At 70.1% G+C, this 20952-nt stretch carries 20 protein-coding genes; 14 read left to right on the top strand and 6 right to left on the bottom strand.

Annotated elements, in window-relative coordinates:
- Positions 1–12: 12 nt before the first annotated feature.
- The 5 genes from FLX08_RS28215 (at position 13) to FLX08_RS28200 (ending at position 6587) form a co-directional block, all read left to right on the top strand.
- The gene (locus tag FLX08_RS28215) at positions 13–654 is read left to right on the top strand and encodes a B3/B4 domain-containing protein (RefSeq protein ID WP_142623112.1); all 642 of its coding nucleotides are present in this window, start codon (positions 13–15) and stop codon (positions 652–654) included.
- A 196-nt stretch (positions 655–850) separates the two neighbouring features.
- On the top strand, positions 851–4555 hold the full coding sequence (locus tag FLX08_RS28210) for a multifunctional oxoglutarate decarboxylase/oxoglutarate dehydrogenase thiamine pyrophosphate-binding subunit/dihydrolipoyllysine-residue succinyltransferase subunit (RefSeq protein WP_142623110.1): 3705 nt from the start codon (positions 851–853) through the stop codon (positions 4553–4555).
- Between the two features lie 93 nt (positions 4556–4648).
- Positions 4649–4822 (top strand): DUF6104 family protein, encoded by a 174-nt coding sequence (locus FLX08_RS40870; protein ID WP_167530605.1) that lies wholly within the window; start codon positions 4649–4651, stop codon positions 4820–4822.
- Between the two features lie 138 nt (positions 4823–4960).
- Positions 4961–5782: a DUF4097 family beta strand repeat-containing protein gene (locus FLX08_RS28205; protein WP_142623108.1), complete on the top strand. Its 822-nt coding sequence runs from the start codon at positions 4961–4963 to the stop codon at positions 5780–5782.
- A 64-nt stretch (positions 5783–5846) separates the two neighbouring features.
- Positions 5847–6587, top strand: coding sequence for a helix-turn-helix transcriptional regulator (locus tag FLX08_RS28200; protein ID WP_142623106.1), 741 nt, complete (start codon positions 5847–5849; stop codon positions 6585–6587).
- Positions 6588–6636: 49 nt separating this feature from the next.
- Here FLX08_RS28200 and FLX08_RS28195 read toward each other — a convergent pair whose 3' ends face one another.
- Positions 6637–7599, bottom strand: coding sequence for a zinc-binding dehydrogenase (locus FLX08_RS28195; protein ID WP_142623104.1), 963 nt, complete (start codon positions 7597–7599; stop codon positions 6637–6639).
- A gap of 349 nt (positions 7600–7948) precedes the next feature.
- Between FLX08_RS28195 and FLX08_RS28185 the strand changes: the two genes are divergently transcribed.
- The gene (locus tag FLX08_RS28185; protein WP_167530604.1) at positions 7949–9130 is read left to right on the top strand and encodes a trypsin-like serine peptidase; all 1182 of its coding nucleotides are present in this window, start codon (positions 7949–7951) and stop codon (positions 9128–9130) included.
- Between the two features lie 148 nt (positions 9131–9278).
- Here FLX08_RS28185 and FLX08_RS28180 read toward each other — a convergent pair whose 3' ends face one another.
- Positions 9279–9842: an SSI family serine proteinase inhibitor gene (locus FLX08_RS28180; RefSeq protein WP_142623100.1), complete on the bottom strand. Its 564-nt coding sequence runs from the start codon at positions 9840–9842 to the stop codon at positions 9279–9281.
- Between the two features lie 211 nt (positions 9843–10053).
- Between FLX08_RS28180 and FLX08_RS28175 the strand changes: the two genes are divergently transcribed.
- The 4 genes from FLX08_RS28175 to FLX08_RS28160 all read left to right on the top strand — a co-directional run bounded on the left by FLX08_RS28175 (position 10054) and on the right by FLX08_RS28160 (position 14342).
- A complete protein-coding gene (locus FLX08_RS28175) occupies positions 10054–11199 on the top strand; it encodes a trypsin-like serine peptidase (RefSeq protein WP_142623098.1) in 1146 nt (381 codons plus the stop codon).
- 281 nt (positions 11200–11480) lie between these two features.
- Complete coding sequence (locus FLX08_RS28170; protein WP_142623096.1) at positions 11481–12662, top strand: trypsin-like serine peptidase; 1182 nt, start codon at positions 11481–11483, stop codon at positions 12660–12662.
- A 68-nt stretch (positions 12663–12730) separates the two neighbouring features.
- Positions 12731–13024, top strand: a complete 294-nt coding sequence (locus FLX08_RS28165) for a hypothetical protein (RefSeq protein ID WP_142623094.1) — start codon at positions 12731–12733, stop codon at positions 13022–13024.
- Between the two features lie 187 nt (positions 13025–13211).
- Positions 13212–14342, top strand: coding sequence for a trypsin-like serine peptidase (locus FLX08_RS28160; protein WP_244312946.1), 1131 nt, complete (start codon positions 13212–13214; stop codon positions 14340–14342).
- A gap of 42 nt (positions 14343–14384) precedes the next feature.
- On the opposite strand, the gene FLX08_RS28155 is transcribed toward FLX08_RS28160, so the two are convergent.
- Both FLX08_RS28155 and FLX08_RS28150 read right to left on the bottom strand, forming a co-directional pair.
- Positions 14385–15821 (bottom strand): NsdA family TPR-like regulatory protein, encoded by a 1437-nt coding sequence (locus FLX08_RS28155; RefSeq protein ID WP_244312945.1) that lies wholly within the window; start codon positions 15819–15821, stop codon positions 14385–14387.
- Positions 15822–16079: 258 nt separating this feature from the next.
- Entirely contained in the window at positions 16080–17243 is a 1164-nt protein-coding gene (locus tag FLX08_RS28150; protein ID WP_244312944.1) for an NAD(P)-dependent malic enzyme, read from the bottom strand.
- Between the two features lie 295 nt (positions 17244–17538).
- On the opposite strand from FLX08_RS28150, the gene FLX08_RS28145 reads away from it, so the two are divergent.
- Positions 17539–18066, top strand: coding sequence for a CGNR zinc finger domain-containing protein (locus FLX08_RS28145; RefSeq protein ID WP_142623090.1), 528 nt, complete (start codon positions 17539–17541; stop codon positions 18064–18066).
- 43 nt (positions 18067–18109) lie between these two features.
- Here the strand turns inward: FLX08_RS28145 and FLX08_RS28140 are convergent, their stop codons facing one another.
- On the bottom strand, positions 18110–18490 hold the full coding sequence (locus FLX08_RS28140) for a S24 family peptidase (protein ID WP_425280646.1): 381 nt from the start codon (positions 18488–18490) through the stop codon (positions 18110–18112).
- Between the two features lie 18 nt (positions 18491–18508).
- Between FLX08_RS28140 and sodN the strand changes: the two genes are divergently transcribed.
- From sodN to FLX08_RS28125, 3 genes are all read left to right on the top strand, one after another.
- Complete coding sequence (gene sodN / locus FLX08_RS28135; protein ID WP_142623086.1) at positions 18509–18910, top strand: superoxide dismutase, Ni; 402 nt, start codon at positions 18509–18511, stop codon at positions 18908–18910.
- Between the two features lie 212 nt (positions 18911–19122).
- Complete coding sequence (locus tag FLX08_RS28130; RefSeq protein WP_142623085.1) at positions 19123–19548, top strand: ATP-binding protein; 426 nt, start codon at positions 19123–19125, stop codon at positions 19546–19548.
- On the top strand, positions 19548–20348 hold the full coding sequence (locus FLX08_RS28125) for an RNA polymerase sigma factor SigF (RefSeq protein WP_030511447.1): 801 nt from the start codon (positions 19548–19550) through the stop codon (positions 20346–20348). Before FLX08_RS28130 ends, FLX08_RS28125 begins: the two co-directional genes overlap by 1 nt.
- 150 nt (positions 20349–20498) lie before the next feature.
- Here FLX08_RS28125 and FLX08_RS28120 read toward each other — a convergent pair whose 3' ends face one another.
- Entirely contained in the window at positions 20499–20900 is a 402-nt protein-coding gene (locus FLX08_RS28120; RefSeq protein WP_244312942.1) for a hypothetical protein, read from the bottom strand.
- Positions 20901–20952 lie beyond the last annotated feature (52 nt).

The following is a 20952-nucleotide window of genomic DNA, read 5'->3' as shown; positions in this document are numbered from 1 at the left end:
AGGCTGTCGGGCGTGATCGACGACATCTGGGTGGACGACGCCGTCACGGCGCTTCGTCCGGACTTCGCCGTCCTGGTTGTCTGCGCGTACGGCCTGCGCAACGGGCCCTCCGACGACCGTTCGCGGGCCTGGCTCGCCGAGGCGGCGGCCCACGCCGTGCCGCTCGCCGACGAGAGGATCGAGGCCTGGCGGACGGCCTACCGCGCCTTCGGCGCCAAACCCCAGCGCACCCGGCCCTCGGTCGACGCGCTGGTCCGCCGGATGCCGCTGCCCGAGATCAACCTCGTGGTGGACGCCTACAACAGCGTGTCCGTACGGCACGGCCTCCCGATCGGCGGCGAGGACCTGCGCCGCTACCAGGGCACCGCCCGGCTGCTGCGGGCCGCGGGCGACGAGCCCTCGGAGGAGGCGCTGGGCGACCCGGAGATCGGCGAGGTGGTGTGGCGCGACGACGCGGGCGTGACCTGCCGGCGGTGGAACTGGCGGCAGTGCGTCAGGACGAGGATCACCGAGGAGACGGTGGACGCGCTCTTCCTGCTGGAGCGCCTCGAACCGCTCTCGTTGGAGGCGCTGCACGGCGCGGCCGACGACCTCGCCGGTATGCTGTCCGATATAGCTCCCGATATCCGGATCAAGTCGCGGCTCATCGGCTGACCAGCCGCTGTGACCAGAGGGTAAGGGATACCTGACCACCCAGACGGGCTATCCGCGCGTGACCTGTTTTATCGATCCTGGGAGGATGGGCCGGGACCTGCGACCCGCCGGGGCGCACGTCGGTGTGTGAGGCGAGTAGCCTTGGACAGGTTCACCAAACATCAACGCCGATCTGCGGAAGAGGGCGATTTCCGCCGTGTCGTCTGAGTCGTCGCGGTCAAACCCGCTGGCAAGCTTTGGACAAAATGAGTGGCTTGTCGACGAGTTGTACCAGAAGTATCTCGAAGATCCCGAGTCTGTTGATCAGGCATGGTGGCACTTCTTCGCTGACTACAACGGGACGGCCAAGCCCGCTCCGTCCAAGTCCGCCGGCGTCGCGAACGGCGCGACGGCGACGGCCGCGCCCGAGGCTCCCGCTCCGGTGAGCCCGGCTCCGCAGACGGCGCCTCCGCAGCCCAAGCCGCAGGCGAAGCCGGCGGCCGCCAAGCCGCAGGCCCCCGCCAAGCCGCAGGCCCCCGTCAAGCAGCAGGCCCCCGCCGGCGCGGTCGAGGAGAGGCTGCGCGGCGCCGCCGCGCGCACCGCCGCCAACATGGAGGCGTCGCTGGTCGTCCCCACGGCCACGAGCGTCCGCGCGGTCCCCGCCAAGCTCCTGATCGACAACCGCATCGTCATCAACAACCACCTGTCCCGCGGCCGTGGCGGCAAGATCTCCTTCACCCACGTCATCGGCTACGCGATCGTCCAGGCGCTCAAGTCGATGCCTGAGATGAACTACTCGTACACCGAGGTGGACGGCAAGCCGGTCCTCGTCAAGCCCGAGCACGTCGGGCTCGGCCTCGCGATCGACGTCCAGAAGAGCGACGGCACCCGTCAGCTCCTGGTGCCCTCGATCAAGCAGGCCGAGACCATGGACTTCCGCCAGTTCTGGGTGGCGTACGAGGAGATCGTGCGCAAGGCCCGGGCGGGCAAGCTCGGCGTGGAGGACTTCCAGGGCACGACGATCTCCCTGACGAACCCCGGCACGATCGGCACGGTCCACTCGGTGCCGCGGCTGATGCCCGGCCAGGGCACGATCATCGGCGTCGGCGCGATGGAATACCCCGCGGAATACCAGGGCGCCTCGGAGGAGACGCTGTCCCGCCTTGCGATCAGCAAGGTGATGACGCTCACGTCCACCTACGACCACCGGATCATCCAGGGCGCCCAGTCGGGCGACTTCCTGCGCCGCATCCACCAGCTCCTGCTCGGCGCCGACGGCTTCTACGACGAGATCTTCCAGTCGCTGCGCATCCCCTACGAGCCGGTGCGCTGGGTCCAGGACATCTCGGCCACCCACGACGACGACGTCGCCAAGTCCGCGCGCGTGCTGGAGCTCATCCACGCCTACCGGGTCCGCGGCCACCTCATGGCCGACACCGACCCGCTGGAGTATCGCCAGCGCAAGCACCCGGACCTCGACATCCAGTCGCACGGCCTGACGCTGTGGGACCTGGAGCGCGAGTTCCCGACGGGCGGCTTCGGCGGCAAGCCGCTGATGAAGCTGCGCGACATCCTCGGCGTGCTGCGCGACTCGTACTGCCGCACGATCGGCATCGAGTACATGCACATCCAGAACCCCGAGGAGCGGGCCTGGATCCAGGCGCGGGTGGAGCGGCCGCACTCCAAGCCCAGCCGCGAGGAGCAGCTCAACATCCTGCGCAGGCTCAACACCGCCGAGGCGTTCGAGACCTTCCTGCAGACCAAGTACGTCGGCCAGAAGCGGTTCTCGCTTGAGGGCGGCGAGTCGCTGATCCCGCTGCTCGACTCGGTGATCAGCTACGCGGCGGCCGAGCGCCTCGACGAGGTCGTCATCGGCATGGCCCACCGCGGCCGGCTCAACGTGCTCGCCAACATCGTGGGCAAGTCGTACGCCCAGATCTTCGGCGAGTTCGAGGGCAACATCGACCCCCGCAGCGCGCACGGTTCCGGCGACGTGAAGTACCACCTCGGCGCGAGCGGCGACTTCACGACGCCCGAGGGCAACACGATCAGCACGTCGGTGGTGGCGAACCCCTCGCACCTGGAGGCCGTCGACCCCGTCCTTGAGGGCGTGGTCCGGGCCAAGCAGGACCTGCTGGAGCGCGGCGAGGAGGGCTTCACCGTCCTGCCCGTGCTCGTCCACGGCGACGCGGCGTTCGCCGGCCAGGGCGTGGTCGCCGAGACCCTGCACCTGTCCCAGCTCCGCGGCTACCGCACCGGCGGCACCGTCCACATCGTGGTCAACAACCAGGTCGGCTTCACCACCTCCCCCGCGTCCTCGCGGTCGAGCGTGTACGCCACCGACGTCGCGCGCATGATCCAGGCGCCGATCTTCCACGTGAACGGCGACGACCCCGAGGCGGTCGTGCGGGTCGGCCGGCTCGCGTACGAGTACCGCCAGACGTTCCGCAAGGACGTCGTCATCGACATGGTCTGCTACCGGCGGCGCGGTCACAACGAGGGCGACAACCCGGCGTTCACGCAGCCGCTGATGTACGACCTCATCGACGCCAAGCGCTCGACCCGCAAGCTGTACACCGAGGCTCTCATCGGCCGCGGGGACATCACGGTCGAGGAGGCCGAGCAGGCCCTGCGCGACTACCAGGAGCAGCTTGAGCGGGCCTTCACCGAGACCCGCGAGGCCGTCAAGCATCCGCCGGCGCCCGGTGCGGTCCGGGTGCCGGAGCCCGACGAGCTGATCCCGTGGTCGCACGAGGACACCAAGACGGCCATCTCCGAAGAGGTCGTCAAGCGGGTCATCGACACCCAGCTCAGCCTGCCCGAGGGCTTCACCATCCACCCGCGTCTCGCGCCGGTGATCCAGCGCCGCGGCGCGATGGTCGCCGAGGACGCGATCGACTGGGCGACCGGTGAGCTGCTCGCGTTCGGCTCGCTGCTCATCGACGACCACCCGGTGCGCCTGGTCGGTCAGGACTCCCGCCGCGGCACCTTCGGCCAGCGTCACGCCGTGCTGGTCGACCGCGTCACCGGCGAGGAGCACACCCCGCTCAAGACGTTCAACCACGGCACCACGAAGTTCTACGTGTACGACTCGCTGCTCAGCGAGTTCGCCGCGATGGGCTTCGAGTACGGCTACAGCGTGGTCCGCCCGGACGCCCTGGTCGCCTGGGAGGCACAGTTCGGCGACTTCGCCAACGGCGCCCAGTCGATCATCGACGAGTTCATCTCGTCCGGGGAGCAGAAGTGGGGTCAGCGCTCGTCGGTCGTGCTGCTGCTGCCGCACGGCTACGAGGGCCAGGGCCCCGACCACTCCTCCGCCCGGATCGAGCGCTACCTGCAGCTGTGCGCGCAGGACAACATGACGGTGGCGCAGCCGAGCACCCCGGCAAACTACTTCCACCTGCTGCGCTGGCAGGTGCTGTCGGATCGGCGCAAGCCCCTGATCGTGTTCACGCCCAAGTCGCTGCTGCGGCTCAAGGCGGCGGCCTCGGCCACCTCGGAGTTCACCTCCGGCGCCTTCCGCCCGGTCATCGGCGACTCGACGGTGGACCCGTCCGCGGTCCGCAAGGTCGTGGTCTGCTCCGGCAGGATCTACTACGACCTGCTCGCACGGCGCGAGAAGTCGGGCAGGAACGACGTGGCGCTGGTGCGTCTGGAGCGCATCTACCCGTTCCCGGAGAACCCGCTCAAGGCCGAGCTGGCCCGCTACGGCGCGGACGTGGAGCTGCTCTGGGCGCAGGACGAGCCCGTCAACATGGGCCCGTGGCCCTACCTCAGCCTGAAGATGGTGGAGAAGCCCGACCTGCTCGGGGGCCGCACCTTCCGCCGGGTCTCGCGTACGCCGAACTCCTCGCCGGCCGTCGGCTCGCACGCCAAGCACGACGAGGAACTGCACGGCATCCTGGACGAGATCTTCGGCTGAGCGAGGATCCCGCACCACTGAGGAGGTCCCCCACGCCCGTGGGGGACCTCTCTCCATGATCAGGTCATTCACTGGAGCTCACTGGAGCGAGGTATGTACTTCACCGACAGGGGGATCGAGGAGCTCGTCGAGCGTCGCGGCGAGGAGGAGGTCAGCGTGGGCTGGCTCGCGGAGCGGCTGCGCGAGTTCGTGGACCTCAACCCCGAGTTCGAGGTGCCCGTCGAGCGCCTGGCCACCTGGCTCGCACGCCTGGACGAGGACGACTGACAGGAGACTCCGGGGCAGGCACGGAAACGCGATACATCTTGACTTTGCGCAGACGCGATATATCGTGTTTGTGGATGGTTCGTCCGCACGGAAGCCGACCCGTGCGGGCGCAGGACTTCGCGTGGAAGGGCCTGAGCGATGCCCCAATGGACGATCGACTCTCCCGGACGGCTCACGTTCGGCGCGGTCACCGCGCTCAACGTGCGTGTCGTGGCCGGTCGGCTGGCGGTGCTGGCCAGTGACGGGCCGCCGACTCTCGAAGTGACGGAGGTGGACGGCGCGCCGCTGGTCGTGACCCACGACGACGACGGCCGCCTGACCGTCGCGTACAAGGACCTGACGTGGGACGGCGTCCTCGGGTGGTTACGCCCGGGTCCGCGCAGGACGACGCTGACGCTGACCGTGCCGAGGACGTGCCCCGTGCAGGCCGGGGTCGTCTCCGCCTCCGCCGTCGTGACGGGCATGGAGGGGATCACCGGCGTGAAGGCCGTGTCGGGCGAGGTCGTCCTCGACGGCGTCAGCGGCGAGGTGCACGCCGAGACGGTCTCGGGCTCGGTGGAGAGCCGGGGCCTGACCGGCGACCTGTCCTTCTCCAGCGTCTCCGGCGACCTCACTGTGGCCGCGGGCCGGCCGCGGCGGCTGCGCGCGAACACCGTGTCGGGCCGCGTCACCGCCGACCTCGAACTGGAGCCCACCGGTCACGTCACCGCGAACAGCATGTCGGGCTCGATCGTCGTACGTCTCCCGCACGACGTGGACGCCGACGTGTCCGTCCGCTCGACCTCCGGCAGGATCGAGTCGGCCTTCCCCGAGTTGCACGTCACCTCGGCCCCGGGGACCCGTTCGCTCAGCGGCCGGCTGGGCGGCGGCATGGCGTCCCTCTCGGCGATCACGGTGTCCGGCGCCGTCACCCTGCTCAGCGGCCAGCCCGCCGGCAGGCGAGAAGAGGAGAGAGCGTGAGCGAGCGAACGAGGCAACACCGCGCCGGGCGGCTGCCGCTCGGAGCCGAGAGCGAGGAGACGCGATGAGTCCCGTGTTCGGGCACGGCCGGCTGCGGCTGTACCTGCTGAAGCTGCTGGAGGAGAGCCCGCGGCACGGCTACGAGATCATCCGGCTGCTGCAGGACCGTTTCCTCGGCGTCTACTCCCCCTCCCCCGGCACGATCTACCCCCGGCTGGCCCGGCTGGAGGACGAGGGCCTGGTCACCCACGAGGTCGTGGACGGCAAGAAGGTCTTCACCCTCACCGACAAGGGGCGGGCCGAGATCAACGACCGGATGGACGAGCTCGCCGACCTGGAGCAGGAGATCAGCGCCTCGGTGCAGGACATCGCCCGCGAGGTGAAGGAGGACGTGCGGCAGACCGTGCGTTCCCTGCGCGAGGAGCTCACCCAGATGGCCAGGGACATCGGCCACGACAACCGCGACCTGCGGCGTGAGCAGAAGGAGGAGTGGCGGCGGCAGCGCGACCACGCCAAGGAGGAGTGGCGCAGGCAGAAGGAGGAGTGGCGCCGCCACAAGCGCCACTGGCAGGAGGAGAGCGAGCGCTGGCAGCACGAGTGGCGCCGGATCTGGGAGGAGTCCTGGGGATTCGGCGGCGGCCGGCAGGGCGACCACGACGCCGCGCTCAGCCGGATGCTGGCCGACTTCGTCGCCGACGTCCACCGGTCCTCCGGCGCCGGCGTGCCCGGCGAACAGGCCCTTGCCGAGTGCCGGGCCGCCCTCGACGAGGCCGCCGAGCGCATCCGCCGGGCACTGCACCCCTGACCGACGGGTCCCGGGCCGGGACGCGTCGTCAGCGCCCCGGCCGTATGCGTCAGAGCGTGAAGACCACCTTGCCGAAGACCTCGCCGCGGTGCATGGCCGTGAAGCCCTCCTCCGCCTGGGCCAGCGGCAGCACCCGGTCGATCACCGGCCGGACGCCCGTCTGCTCCAGGAACACCGCGAGCCGCGCGAGCTGCTCACGCGTCCCCATCGTGGATCCGATGATCGACTTCTGCAGGAAGTAGACCTGTGCGAGCTGCGTCGCGGCGACCATGCCGCTCGTCGCGCCGCAGGTGACGATCCGGCCACCCGGGCGCAGGGAGCTGAGCGAGTGCTTCCAGGTGGCCTCGCCGACCGTCTCCATGACGGCGTCCACCCGCTCGGGCAGCCGCGCACCGGTCTCGAAAACCCGGTCGGCGCCGAGCGCGAGGGCCCGTTCCCGCTTGTCCTGCGAGCGGCTCGTCGCCCAGACGCGGAAGCCGCCGGCCCGGCCGAGCGCGATCAGCGCGGTCGCCACGCCGCCGCCGGCCCCCTGGACCAGGATGGTCGAGCCCGGCTCCAGCCCGGCCTTGTCGAAGATCATGCGGAAGGCGGTGAGCCAGGCCGTGGGCAGGCAGGCGGCCTCCTCGAAGGAGATCGCCGCGGGCTTGGGCACCAGGTTGCGGCGGGGCACCGCGACCTTCTCCGCGAACGTCCCGTCGTACTTCTCCGACAGCAGCGAACGCGCCGGGTCGAGGGTCTCGTCCCCGTCGACCGGGGTGCCGATCACGGAGTGGACGATGACCTCGTTGCCGTCCTCGTCCACCCCCGCCGCATCGCAGCCGAGCACGATCGGCAGCCGCTCCTGGCTGATTCCCACGCCCTTGAGGGTCCACAGGTCGTGGTGATTGAGCGCGGCGGCCCGGACCGTGACGGTCGTCCATCCCTCCGGCACGACGGGCTCGGGGTGCTCCCCGATTGTCAGGCCCTTTATCGGGTCGTCCGGATCGAACTGTGTGGCGGTGACGGCGAACATGCCAGAACATTACTCCGGCCCTCGCGCCCGGCCCGGACACCCCCCGTACGGCTCGCCACCGACGCCTTTTGATACGGGGCACCATCACTGGGAACAGAGCGCCGGAAATCAAACAAGACCGGTCAAGAATGACGCGTAAACCCGTAGGCACCGCCATGCGACGCCGTACGACAGAGGCGCCATGACCAGGGACTACTCACCCCATAACCGCTTGGCATGGATAACAGATAGAGCAAAGTGCCGATTGTTCTGGTTATAGCCACAGCAATCCGCACGATCCGGCTATTAATCTCGGAGCGTTTTCCTGCGGAATGGGACGCACCCTCACCGTCCCAGGGAAAGGAGCTCCATGATCCCCCGAACACGGCGTCTGGCCGTCCCCCTCACCGGCGCGCTCCTCGCGGCCGGCGCGGCCGGCGCCATCCCGTCGGCCTCCTGGGCCGCGGCCGTCGCGGCGGCACAGGCCGCCCCGGGCGACGTGACCGCCAAGGCCGCGTCCCAGGCACCCGAGAAGGCGGCCGCCTTCTGGTCACCCCAGCGGTTGCGGGCGGCCACGGACTACACCGAGGAACTCGGCAACTCCGTCAAAGGCTTCGGCAGGACCGGCGCCGCCGTCCCGGACGGCAAGGCGGGCACCGCCGTCAGGGACGGCAAGGCGGGAACGATCCCGCCGGCCAGTGCCGACCAAAGCAGGGCCGGCAAGAGCGGATCCGGCGGCACGATCAGCAAGCGGGTCAACCTGCCCCGCACGGTCGGCCGGGTGTTCTTCACCCTGCCGGGCAGGAACCCCCTGGACCCCGCGAGCTGGAAGTACTGCTCCGGCACGTCCGTGCAGGGCGCCTACCGCAACGTCGTCGCGACCGCCGGGCACTGCGTCTTCGACCCGGTGAGCGAGCGGTTCTACGACAACTGGGTGTTCGTCCCGTCCTACTGGGACGGAGATCAGGCATGGGAGGGGAAGGCGCCGTACGGCATCTATCCGGCGAAGTGGTTCCAGACGCACGACGACTTCGTGGTCAGGGCGGACTACGACTACGACTACGCGTTCGTGAACGTGTCGTCGGGCTTCAGGCTCGCCCCCAAAAAGGAGGGCGGCGTCACCCGCTACGTACGCACCCCGGCCGGCCGCCTCGGCGACAACGTGGGCGGCCAGGGCTTCACCTGGAACCGCAGCCCCAAGGTCACGGTGTTCGCGTTCGGCTATCCCGCCGGGCCGCACCCCGACGGCGACCGCCCCTTCACCGGGCGGACGATGAAGTGGTGCTACGGCCGGTCGGCCCCGACACCGGCCGTGCCGAAGCACGATATCCAGGAGCATCTCGGGATCAAATGCGCCATGACATCCGGCGCCAGCGGCGGCCCCTGGCTGACGGGCTACCAGAGCGCGACCCGCACGGGCTATCTGAACGGCATCAGCAGCGTGGCGTGGGACAGCGACGGCAACGACCGGTACGACCGGATCTCCTCGCCCTACTTCAACGGCGAGACCTACGAGGTCTACAAGGCGGCCGCCAACCGGTGGACACAGTGATCGCGCATGGGATCGCGCACGCCTGACCGTACGGCCCGTCCGGTCAGGCAGGGGGCCCGGCGGGACGTCCCGCCGGGCCTCCTCGTGTCACGGCTCCCCGATCCACCTTTTACGTTCCCCGTACGCCGCGTGCGGTCGACTGGGATCGTCAGAAGTCGAACAGCGCCCCGGCGGCCGACTTCAGCTCACAGTCGTTGCCGAAGGTGCGCCGGAACTGGAAGTACTTCCCGTCCCATATGCCGCTGGCGGTGACCGTGACAGGTGCGTAGATCATCGTGCAGGGCTCGGCCGCGTTCACCCGCAGCGCGCTCGGGTCGACGCCCGCCCTGTTCAGCCACGCGCACGCCTTCTCCGCGGAAGGGTGCGAGCCGCCCACCGGAGAGCAGTTCAGGAACACCGACCGCGCCGGCGGCTCCGCCTGCTCGCCCTGGGCGACGGTCAGGATCACCGCCCGCACCTGGGCGGCCGACGGCCGGGACGCCCGCAGGGCGACCTCGGGCGGCGGTGGAGCAGGCAGGGTGCCGGCCCACGCCGGGACCGACGTCGCCCCGTCGCCGGAGACACCCGCCAGGGCAGGAGCCCGAGCAAGGGCCTGAGCAGTGGTCTGGGCAGTCGTCTGGGCAGTGGTCTCGGCAGTGGTCTGGGCAGAGACCTGCGCAGAGGGGCCGGCGGCCAGCGCCGCACCGGCCAGTAGGACAAGCAGCGGTTTCATGCGATCCCCCCGTTTCCGCTGCTGACCAGCGTTCTCACAGGAGACCTCCAGGGCAAGCGTCCACTCCGGACCTCAGCGGAAACGTGGCGTACCACAGATCACATCGGTTCCGCTCGATTCATAACGAGGTGGACAAGAAGCTGTGCCACAACCGTATGGATCTGGAAAAATCACCCCTTACTGACCATATCTCCGCCCCGAGAGGCTCACGGTGACCAGGAAGCTCACACTCGCCATCGGTGGCGTCGTCGCCGCCGCGAGTGCGGTCGCCGTTTTCTGGAGCCAGGGGCCGGCCGTTCCCGCGACCGCCGCGTCCCGCGTGGCCACGACCCCGGTCTCCGCCGTGACCGGCGTCAACAAGAACACCGGTGTCAACAAGAACGGGGTCAGCGCCTTCCCGCTCGCTCCCAGCCAGGCGGACAAGCAGCGGGTGGCGGCCTACTGGAGCCCGGAGCGGCTCAAGCAGGCGAGCAGCTACGTGCCGAGCACCAAGCCGTCACCCTCGACCAAGAGCACGACCTCCGCCGTGGAGATGGGCCCGGGAGACGCGAGGACGCGTACGAGGACCCCGCGGGCCGCGGCGCCCCCGCCCGTGGCCTCCCCGCCGATGGTGGGCAAGGTGTTCTTCAAGGTCGGCGACAAGGAGTATTGGTGCTCCGCCTCCGCGGTGCACTCCGCCCACCGCAACCTCGTCGCCACCGCCGGGCACTGCGCGTACGCGCTGTCGCAGGACAAGCCGGTGCAGAACTGGGTCTTCATCCCCGGCTACCACGACGGCGTCGCCCCTTCCGGCATCTTCGTCGGCCACACGCTCTATATGCAGGAGGACTTCGCCGGCCAGGGCGACTTCGACCGCGACTACGCCTTCGTGACCGTGCACCGGGGCTTCTCCTGGCAGCCGTACGTGGAGGGCGGCAGGCTCAAGTATCGCTCGGTCGACGTGGGCCGGCTGGAGGACAAGGTCGGTGCCTTCCGGTTCGCCTCCGGCAAGCCGCTCGGACGGCCGACGTACGTCTTCGGCTACCCGGCGGGTGCCCACCCCGACGGCACCCGTCCGTACACGGGGCAGACGGTGAAGTCCTGCGACGGCACCACAGAGAAGAAGTTCGTCAGCGCCCCGACCTGGCAGCTTGAGCACGGGGTGCGGCTGGCGGGGTGCCCGTTCACCGCCGGCGCGAGCGGCGGCCCGTGGGTGATCGGCTACAACGCCACGACGCGGACCGGCTATCTCGCCGGGATCACCAGCCTGACCTGGAACCTCAAGGGCGGCGGACGCCTCGACGCCGTGTCCACGCCCTACTTCAACCAGCTCACCCAGCGGGTGTACACCCAGGCGAGCAAGCAGGGCACGGGCTGACCCTCTCCGGGCGCGTCACCATGTGATGTGCGTCACACTGCGATGCCCCCCTCGGCTGCGGCCCGTGCTCGGCTTGACACGGACGGCAGCCGAAGAGACCTGCACTGATCGCCCGGCGCGCCCCCTTTCCTGACAAGCGCCGTCGAACATCACGAAAAGGTCACGCGAGCATCGGTCCGAAAAGCTCCCGAAACACGGATAAGAGGCGGGGTACTGTCTTTACTATCCCTTTACTGACGGGTGGGACGCATGTGACCTGCCCCGACAGCACCTGGAGATTCATGAACACGCGAGTCAAGCGCCTGATCCTGCCCATCGGGGGCGTGGCCGTCGCCGGCCTCGTCGGGGCCTCGATGGCGGCGCCGGCTCAGGCCGCCGGCGACACGGCCCACGACACCCTGGCCGGAAGCGGCCTCGCCGCGAAGAACGTCATCGCCTACTGGCTCAACCAGAAGGCCTCCAACCTGCTCAACGCCACCCCGTACGGGTATGAGAGCCAGGTCAGCGCCAAGCACATCTCGAGCGGCGGGCCGTCCGCCGACAGCAAGCCCGGCATCGTCTCCCCCATCGGCGGCGGGTCGTCCGGCGGCTCGCTGAAGAACGTGAACCTGCCGCGCACCACCGGCAAGGTCTTCTTCCGCGGCGGCGACGGCAGGCCGCACTGGTGCAGCGCGACCTCCGTGCACTCGAAGTACGGCAACCTGGTCGCCACGGCCGGGCACTGCGTCTACGACACCAAGAGCAACCGGGCCACCATGGACCGCTGGGTGTTCATCCCCGGCTACTACGAGGGCAAGGCGCCGTGGGGCATCTACGTCGGCAAGACGGCCTACACCCACTACGACTATGACGTCTACGAGGACGGCGACCGCGACTACGCCTTCGTGACCGTCTACAACGGCATCAAGGCGGGGCGCGGCGGCGACCTGCGCAACGTCGCCGAGTGGAGCTGGAAGCAGGTCGACAGGAAGACCTACGCCGGCCACGACCGCTTCCTCCGCAGGAGCAAGGGCGGCAAGTACTACGTCATCAAGTTCACCGACGCCGGCCGGCTCGAGAGCAACGTCGGCGCGCAGGGCCTGGCCTACAACCAGAAGGTCGGCAGCTCGGTCTACGTGTTCGGCTACCCGAGCGGGTCGCACCCGGACGGCAACCACGCCTTCACCGGCCAGACCCTCAAGTGGTCGTACGGCAAGACCTTCGCCGCCAAGGCCCCCTCGGTCAAGGGCGAGGAGCTCGTGGGCGTCAAGTCGTCCTTCACCGGTGAGGGTTCCCTGGGCTCGTCGTGGCTGCTGAGGTACAGCAGCTCCAAGCGGCTCGGCTACCTCAACGGCGTCACGAGCGGCGTCTCGGACACCGATGGCAACCAGCGGATCGACACCAGCGTCTCCCCCTACTTCGACGGCGAGACCTACGGCGTCTACAAGGCCGCCGCCAACAACTGGTCCGGCTCCATCGCCTGAGTCGTGGACGCTCCGTCGCCCGTCCGCGAGTGAGATGCTGAGTGGACGGCGATCACGAGGAGATCAGGATGACCCACCCTTCCGGCACGCGGCCCGCCTTCCGGCGCACCCCCCTGAACGCGGAGGAAAGGGCGCGCAGCGAGATCGCCTTCTCGCAGCTCGTCACCCACCACCTCACCACCCAGGGGCGGTTCAGGATCACCGCGGACACCCCGGAAATGGTGGACCTGTGGCAGACGGTCGCCCGCAGGGTGGGTGAGACGCTGCGCCGGCCGGTGGTCAGCTACGCCAACGGCCGCGACATCGTCATCACCTTCGCCCAGGAGGCCGCAGAGGCCCCGGGTCTCACGCCACAGGCCTGAGCACCCCCTCAGAAGTGCCCCGCCGCACCGCGGTGGGGCACTTCGGCGTTCCGGGCGGAACGGCCCTCCATCCGCGTTGTTTTCCCGACTTGATCCCCGTCGCTGTATCTTCCTTCGCAGCCCCTTCACACCGCACTCCCGAGGGCGCCACGGGGCGAGGGAGACGTTCCACAGCAAGGAGATCCGGTTGAAGCGCATCCTCCCCCCGCTGTGGGGTGCGGCGGCGACGGCCGCGTTGCTCGTCAGCGGGACGGCGGTGGCCGCTCACGCCTACGAGATCACCGTGACGACACCCCTCGTCTCCGGTGAGAAGGCGGCGGACGTGATCGCCTACTGGCTCGGCGACGACGGACGCCCGCTCACGGCGGCCACTCCCCTTTCCGCACCTGCCGGGATCGAGGCCACTCCCGTCACGCCCGAAAGCGGCTCCCCCAGCGGAGTGCGAGGCGTGGTGCCGGCCTCCGCCGGGGTCAAGCGGGCCTCCGGTCCGTCGAGGAACGTCAACCTGCCGAGGACGACGGGCAAGGTCTTCTTCGTCGGCTCGGACGGACGTCCCCACTGGTGCGCGGGCACCTCCGTGCAGTCCGATCACCGCAACCTCGTGGCGACGGCCGGGCACTGCGTGTACGCGACGGGGTCCCCGGCAGAGGGCGCGGCAAAGGGCACGGCAGAGCCGGCCCCGGCGCCCTACCGCTACTGGATCTTCATTCCGGGGTACGCCGGCGGCGGCACGCCGTGGGGCGTCTACGTCGGCGCCCGGGCCTTCGCCCACAGCGACTTCACCCGATATCGCGACCTCGACCGCGACTACGCGTTCGTCAGCGTCCACGCCGGTCTGCTGCCCAAGCACGTCACGCTGCGGGACGCGGCGCACTATGCCGCGTTCTCCGCCGGGCCGAAATATCGCACCGCCACCGGCTACACCGGCGTCAGGCTGCTGCCCGCGGGGCGTCTCGGCGACAAGGTCGGCGGGCAGGGCCTGGCCTACAACCTGCCGGTCGACCGGCCGCTCGCCATCTTCGGCTATCCGATGCGAACCGCCGAGGGCCACGCGAGCGGGCACAGCCGGCTCACCCGTGCGTACGGCAGGCCCTTCCTGGCCCAGGACCTGTCCAGGAGGGCGAACGAGCTGATCGCCGTGCGCTCGGCCTTCACCGCCGCCTCCGGGTCGCCGTGGCTGGCCGCCTACCACGGCGTACGGGGCCTCGGATATCTGAACGGCCTGACGATCGGCCTCTCCGGCCCGGGGACCGGCCTGTCGCCGTACTTCGACGGGGAGCTGTTCCAGGTCTACAGCGCCGCCCGGCGCGCCGGCTGAGGACGGCGGCTGGGAGCGCCGGCTGAGGACGGCGGCGTCCGGTCAGACGCCGACCGCCTCCCTGCTCGCGCCCTGCCTGCCCGTGCCCTGCCTGCCCGCGCTCGCCTTGTCCGCACCTGCCGTGTCCTTCGCACGGCCCCGGCCGCGCTCCAGCAGCTCCGCCACCCGCGGCTCCGCGGCGTACGGCGCGAACCGGCGGCACATGTCCGCCACGTACGTCCGGGTCCGCGCCGACTGGATGCCCTCGGCCAGGTCGAGGGCCGACGACGCCGCCTGGCACGCCTCCTCCAGCTCGCCCTCCTGGATGAGCGCGGTGGCGAGCAGCGAGAGGTTGAACATCTTGCCGCGCACGTAGCGCCCGTCCATCACGAGCGAGCGCCGGGCCTGCTGTACGGCCCGCGTCCCGTCGCCGAGGTCGCGCAGGCAGTGGGCCGACTTCGCGGCCAGATAGGCCTCGTCGAAGTAGCCGATCCAGCCGGGCTCGTCCTGCGGTCTGCGCCGGTCGAAGGCGACCTCCGCCTCGTGGAGCGCGCCGCCGCACGCCTTGTGCTCCCCGAGCAGGGCCAGGGCGTGCGCCTCCAGCACCCGGGCCTCGGCCAGCAGCGTGCCGACCCCCGAGCGCCGGGCCGCCGCGACGGCCGCCCTGGACAGCTCCAGCGCGTGCCGGGAATGCCCGATGTAGACCGCCTGGTGGCTCATCCCGGCCAGGATCTCGCCGCACAGGGCGTGATCGCCCGCGCCGCGCGCCAAGCCGAGCGCCTGGATCAGGTAGCGCTGGGCCAGCCCGTGCTGCTCCAGGTCGTAGGCCATCCATCCGGCCAGCCGGGTCAGCTCGGCCGCCGCGGTCGCGAGCGAACGCCCGGTGGCCTCGCCGTACGCACCGTCGCGCAGCAGCGGCGTCACGGCGGTGTGCAGATAGCGCACGACCGGGCCGCGGATGCTGCCGCCGCCGAACCGGTTGTCCAGCTCGCTGAACGACCGGGTGACCTCACGGATCGCGGCCACGTCAGAGGGCCCGACCCGGCGCGGCCCGTTCGCGGAGAGCCGCTCCCCGTCGGGCGCCGCCAGCCAGCGGAACATGCCCGCCGAGCCCGCTCCCAGGGCGAAGGTGGAGTCGAGCAGGAACCTGCGCCGCTCGACGTCGGCCCTCCACAGTGCTGTCACGCTTGCCACACCCTCCTCCCACGAATGGGGGAACTCCTGTCCCAGGTCGGCGGGGACCGTTCCGCGCGGCATGCCGATGTCCTCCCGGGACACCTGCCGCCCCAGCCGCAGCGAGAAGATCTCGGCCAGCAGGCCGGGCACCGGTTCGCGCGGGCGGCGTCCGCCGATCCAGCGCAGCACGGAGCCGTGGTCGTACCGCATTCCCAGCAATCCCCGGGCCGAGCCGAGACCGTTGAGCCGCCGGGCCAGGCCCTTGCGGGACAGTCCGGCTTCGGTGAGGTGCTGCTGGAGGAGGCGGTTGGGGTCACGTCGCATCGCTCTCCAACCGGGACAGGCAATAGCCGAGTTGGTTACGGAGAGCTTTCTTTATAGCACTAACCGTGAGGACCTAAAGGGATTCCCAAATGTTTGACGCCCTGGCAAGGGGGCCGCTGACAAGGCACGACGAAGGGCCGCGCCCCACGTCTGTCACGCGGTGCGCGGCCCCACCGGGGTCCGTGTCTACGGTCGCGATCTACGGTCGCGTCTACGGCGGCTACGTTCTGTGCCCACGCGGCCGCCTGCCTCAGGCGGCTACTTGCGGGCGACGCCGTCCAGGCGGGCCTGCTGCGCCACCGCGGCGATCACCGCGGGCGCGACCCGGGTGTCGAACGGCGAGGGGATGACGTAGCTCTCGGAGAGGTCGTCCCCGACCACGGCCGCCAGCGCGTCGGCCGCCGCCACCTTCATGTTCTCCGTGATCGTCGTGGCGCGGACGTCGAGCGCGCCGCGGAAAACCCCGGGGAAGGCCAGCACGTTGTTGATCTGGTTGGGATAGTCGGACCGGCCGGTGGCGACCACGCGGGCGTGCCGCGCCGCCACCGCGGGATCCACCTCGGGGGTGGGGTTGGACAGCGCGAACACCATCGAGTCCGGCGACATCCCGGCGATGGCCTGCTCCGAGACCGTCGACCCGGACAGGCCGACGAAGACGTCGGCGCCGGCGAGCGCCTGCTCGGTCGACCCGGACAGCCCCGCCTTGTTGGTGTCGCGGGCCAGCGCCCGCTTGACCGGGTTCAGGTCCTCGCGGCCGGCGTGGATGACGCCCTTGGAGTCGGAGACCGCGATGTCGCCGATCCCGGCGTTCAGCAGCATCCGCGACACGGCGACGCCGGAGGCGCCGGCGCCGGCCACCACCGCGCGCAGCTCGCCGAGGGAGCGCCCGGTGAGGCGGGCCGCGTTGCGCAGCGCGGCGAGGACCACGATCGCGGTCCCGTGCTGGTCGTCGTGGAAGACGGGGATGTCGAGAAGCGCCCGCAGGCGCTCCTCCACCTCGAAGCAGCGGGGGGCGCTGATGTCCTCCAGGTTGATGCCGCCGAACGACGGCGCGAGCCTGACCACGGTCTCGACGATCGCGTCCACGTCCGTGCAGTCGATGCAGATCGGCACGGCGTCGACGCCGGCGAACTGCTTGAAGAGCAGGGCCTTGCCCTCCATCACGGGCATGGCCGCGGCCGGCCCGATGTCCCCGAGCCCCAGGACGGCGGTGCCGTCGGAGACCACGGCCACGACATTGGAGACCCAGGTGTAGTCGTTGACGAGGTCCGGGTTGTCGGCGATGGCGGTGCAGACGCGGGCGACCCCCGGGGTGTACGCGAGCGACAGGTCGTCGGCGTCGCGAACCGGAACAGTAGAGCGGACCTCCAGCTTGCCGCCACGGTGTAGCGCGAAAGCGGGATCCAGGTCGAGAGATTCCAAGGAAACAGGCGTAACGGTCACAGCGACCCCAGTGTCGAAAGGACGAGTTCCTTCGGTAGCGCGCCGTCAAGAGAACGAGAGCCCTGGCTTCGGTAGCCGCCGGGGGCCGTCGTCGTTGACGGTCGTCTCTTGAGGGGGGTACGGGGGTCACCCGTTCCCTGATTGTGCCACACGAAGTGACAAGCGCCTCTGCCGGATCGGGTCACACAACGTTGTACGCCCAGGTGTTCCCCCAGGCCATCGGGCATGTAATACTCGGCTTTGCCAGTGATCTCTTACTCATTTGGGCGCCCCAGTGGACTTGACGTCTTACGCCGAGCTGGCCGTTCAGCTGGTCAACATGGGCGACGAGCTCAAAAACCCCTTCTCCCTGCGTGCCCTGCTGGAGGAGACGGGCCGCACGGAGGCGGCCGCCCGCCTCACCCGTCGTGACATCGACGCCCTGTGCGAGCTGCGCGACGAGCTGGCGGGGGTCTTCGCCTCCGCCGCCGAGGGCGACGACGCGGACGTGGTCGAGCGGCTCAACGGGTTGCTGGTGCGCCATCCCGTGCATCCGCAGATCTCCGGGCACGACGGGCAGCCCTGGCACCTGCACCTGACCGAGGGCGGCCGGGTGGCCGACGCCCTCGCGGTCGGGTCGGTCATGGGCCTGGCCAGCGTGGTGACCCGGCTCGGTGTGGACCGGCTCGGCATCTGCCAGGCGACGCCGTGCCGCAACGCCTACCTCGACACCTCCTCCAACCGGTCGCGCCGCTACTGCTCCGAGCGGTGCGCCAGCCGGGCCAACGTGGCCGCCTACCGGGCGCGCAAGCGGGGCGCCTGACCGAAGCCCGCCCGAGTTCGACCGAGCGGGGGGGCCGGCCCGGTCAGGAGGCGGGTGCCGGGAAGCGCAGCGCGGGCCTGGGCCAGTAACGGAGCACGACCCTGCCGACGACGTCCTCCTCGGGCACGGCGCCGAAGTCCCAGCTGTCGCGGCGTCCGGGGGCCGACTGGTTGTCGCTCTCCAGCCACCAGCCGTCGCCGGTGTGCTGGAAGGCCCGCTTGACGATCAGCCCGTGCGGCCGCCTGGCGACCACCACGTCGCCCGGGCGTACGGGGGCGCCGAGCCGTACCAGCAGCCAGTCTCCCGGGCGCAACACGGGCAGCATCGAGTCACCCGAGACACACACCGCTGTGAGCACATCCCCCTCCGCACAGTGATTTCGAGACGAGTAAGGTCGGTCCTGGAACAGTGCTGTCACCAGCATTCCTAAGGAAGGATTCCGATGCTCGCACGACTGCTGCGACCCAGGCACGAGGCGTCCGCCCACTGCGACCTGCCGTGCGGGGTCTACGACCCGGCGCAGGCCCGCATCGAGGCCGAGTCGGTGAAGGCGATCATTAAGAAGTACGCCGAGAACGACGACCCGGTCTTCAGGACTCGCGCGCTGCTCATCAAGGAACAGCGGGCCGAGCTGGTCAAGCATCACCTGTGGGTGCTGTGGACCGACTACTTCAAGCCCCCGCACCTGGAGCAGTACCCCCAGCTTCACCAGCTCTTCTGGGACGCGACGAAGCTCGCCGGCGCCGCCGGGGCCAAGGGCACCGTCGACCCCTCGCTGGCCGACGACCTCCTCGCGAAGATCGACGAGATCGCCAAGATCTTCTGGGAGACCAAGGCCGCCTGAGCCGCGGAATCACGGCCCCGCACGGCCTCCACGGCCGCGCGGGGCCAGATCATCTCAAGGCCCATACAAACTCCATATTCGGTAGTACGGAATTTACGTGCAGTTACCTCCAAGGATCGCCACAATCAGCGCGTCCAGCCGGGGCAGCACCGCGCGAGTGGCGGTAGGTTGCAGTCAGCGGCACTCAGCCGGCTGAAGGGGCGAGGAGGAACGTGACCGAGGAAACCGAGACGCCTGCGGTGGATCTGACCGGGATTCGCGATGCTGTGAGTGTCCGGCTGCCCGCCGTGAGCGCCTACCTGTCCGTGCTGCGCACGGCAACCGCCGGGCTCGCCGCGCGGCTCGACTTCACCCTCGATCAGATCGAGGATCTGCGCATCGCCGTCGACGAGGCGTGCGCCATGTTGCTGCGGCACGCTGTGCCCGGAACGGACCTCCTCGCGGAGTTCGAGCTCACGGGCCAGGAGATGACCGTCCGCGTCGAGGTCAACACGATCGGCGTCAGCTCGCCCAACCGGGAGGACTTCGCCTGGATGGTGCTGACCGCGCTGGCGGACGACGTGGACGCCATCTCCGATCACGCCGACCACCTGGCGATCGTGCTGCGTAAGCGCCGGAGCACGGCGAGGCCGTCGTGATGACGGAAAGGACGAGTGCGATGACCTCCGGCGACTCGGCGGTGCCGGACCGCGTACGCGCGCGCACACTCTTCGCCGAGCTGTCGGAGCTCCCGCCGGACGACCCGAGGCGCCAGCGCATCCGCGACGAGCTGGTCGAGCTCCACCTGCCACTGGTGGAATACCTGGCCCGCCGCTTCCGCAACCGGGGCGAGTGGCTCGACGACCTCACGCAGGTCGCCACGATCGGGCTGATCAAGTCGATCGACCGCTTCGACCTCGCACGCGGCGTGGAGTTCTCCACGTACGCGACCCCGACCATCGTCGGCGAGATCAAACGGCACTTCCGCGACAAGGGCTGGGCGGTCCGCGTGCCGCGCCGTCTGCAGGAGCTGAAGCTCTCGCTCACCAAGGCGATAAGCGAGCTCTCGCAGCGGGAGAGCCGGGCGCCCACGGTCGCCGAGCTCGCCGTCCACCTGGGCATGAGCGAGGAAGAGGTCCTGGAGGGCCTGGAGTCGGCCAACGCCTACTCCACCGTGTCGCTCGACGCGCCGGACTCCGGCGACGACGACGCGCCCGCCGTGTCCGACTCGCTCGGCATCGTGGACGAGTCGCTGGAGGGCGTGGAATATCGGGAGTCGCTCAAGCCGCTGCTCGAGCGCCTGCCGCCGCGCGAGAAGCGGATCCTGCTGCTGCGTTTCTTCGGCAACATGACGCAGTCGCAGATCGCGACCGAGCTGGGGATCTCGCAGATGCACGTGTCCCGGCTGCTCGCCCGGACTCTGGCCCAGCTCCGCGAGGGCCTCACCGCCGAGGACTGATCGTCCGGCCCGGAAGGCCCGGAAGGCTCGGAAGGCTCGGGAGCCTCGGAAGGCCGGAAAGATCAGAGACGGACGACCGCGACGCCGCGCTCCCCCCGGCGGCGCCCGGTCAATGGCGAATTGCCGCCCCGCTGCCCGCTTGGTGCCTGTTCAGCGTGCGCCGTCCTCGCCCATGAGGGCGTGGGTGGAGGCCGGCGCGAGCAGCGCGACCAGAGCGACCGCCGCCGCGGCGATGAGCGGCACGCCGAACCCATACTGCGCGGACTGGATGAGGCTGATCGCCACCGGAAGCGCGAATATCTGCGTCACCACGGCCGGGCCCCGGCTCCAGCGCAGCACCTGCCACACGCCCCAGGCCACCCAGAGCAGCAGGGCGCCGCCGAGCACGCCGAAGCCGGCCACCGCGATGCTGGTGACCAGGTCGGTGGGTTTGCCGATCACGGTCTCGACGCCGACATAACCGCCCAAAGCGAGGGCGAGCAGGCCCTCCGCGGCCAGGACGACGGCGGCCACGGTCAGGGTGGCGGGGCGGTCGGCGGAACTGCTGATCACACCGCACAACCCTACCCGCAGACACCCGCGCCTCCGCCGGTGAGGCACCAGG

Origin of the sequence: Microbispora hainanensis, assembly GCF_006874475.1 — a bacterium.
Lineage (GTDB): Bacteria > Actinomycetota > Actinomycetes > Streptosporangiales > Streptosporangiaceae > Microbispora > Microbispora hainanensis.
Note: the sequence above shows the minus strand (reverse complement) of the source record. Positions and strands in the feature narration are given on the sequence as shown.

What these genes read in the sequence shown, in the direction of transcription:
- FLX08_RS40870 (WP_167530605.1), top strand. Translation starts at nt 4,649, where the DNA reads ATGTACTTCACCGACAGGGGGATCGAGGAGCTCGTCGAGCGTCGCGGC.
- FLX08_RS28205 (WP_142623108.1), top strand. Translation starts at nt 4,961, where the DNA reads ATGCCCCAATGGACGATCGACTCTCCCGGACGGCTCACGTTCGGCGCG.
- FLX08_RS28200 (WP_142623106.1), top strand. Translation starts at nt 5,847, where the DNA reads ATGAGTCCCGTGTTCGGGCACGGCCGGCTGCGGCTGTACCTGCTGAAG.
- FLX08_RS28195 (WP_142623104.1), bottom strand. Translation starts at nt 7,599, where the DNA reads ATGTTCGCCGTCACCGCCACACAGTTCGATCCGGACGACCCGATAAAG.
- FLX08_RS28185 (WP_167530604.1), top strand. Translation starts at nt 7,949, where the DNA reads ATGATCCCCCGAACACGGCGTCTGGCCGTCCCCCTCACCGGCGCGCTC.
- FLX08_RS28180 (WP_142623100.1), bottom strand. Translation starts at nt 9,842, where the DNA reads ATGAAACCGCTGCTTGTCCTACTGGCCGGTGCGGCGCTGGCCGCCGGC.
- FLX08_RS28170 (WP_142623096.1), top strand. Translation starts at nt 11,481, where the DNA reads ATGAACACGCGAGTCAAGCGCCTGATCCTGCCCATCGGGGGCGTGGCC.
- FLX08_RS28165 (WP_142623094.1), top strand. Translation starts at nt 12,731, where the DNA reads ATGACCCACCCTTCCGGCACGCGGCCCGCCTTCCGGCGCACCCCCCTG.
- FLX08_RS28155 (WP_244312945.1), bottom strand. Translation starts at nt 15,821, where the DNA reads ATGCGACGTGACCCCAACCGCCTCCTCCAGCAGCACCTCACCGAAGCC.
- FLX08_RS28140 (WP_425280646.1), bottom strand. Translation starts at nt 18,490, where the DNA reads ATGCTGGTGACAGCACTGTTCCAGGACCGACCTTACTCGTCTCGAAAT.
- sodN (WP_142623086.1), top strand. Translation starts at nt 18,509, where the DNA reads ATGCTCGCACGACTGCTGCGACCCAGGCACGAGGCGTCCGCCCACTGC.
- FLX08_RS28125 (WP_030511447.1), top strand. Translation starts at nt 19,548, where the DNA reads ATGACGGAAAGGACGAGTGCGATGACCTCCGGCGACTCGGCGGTGCCG.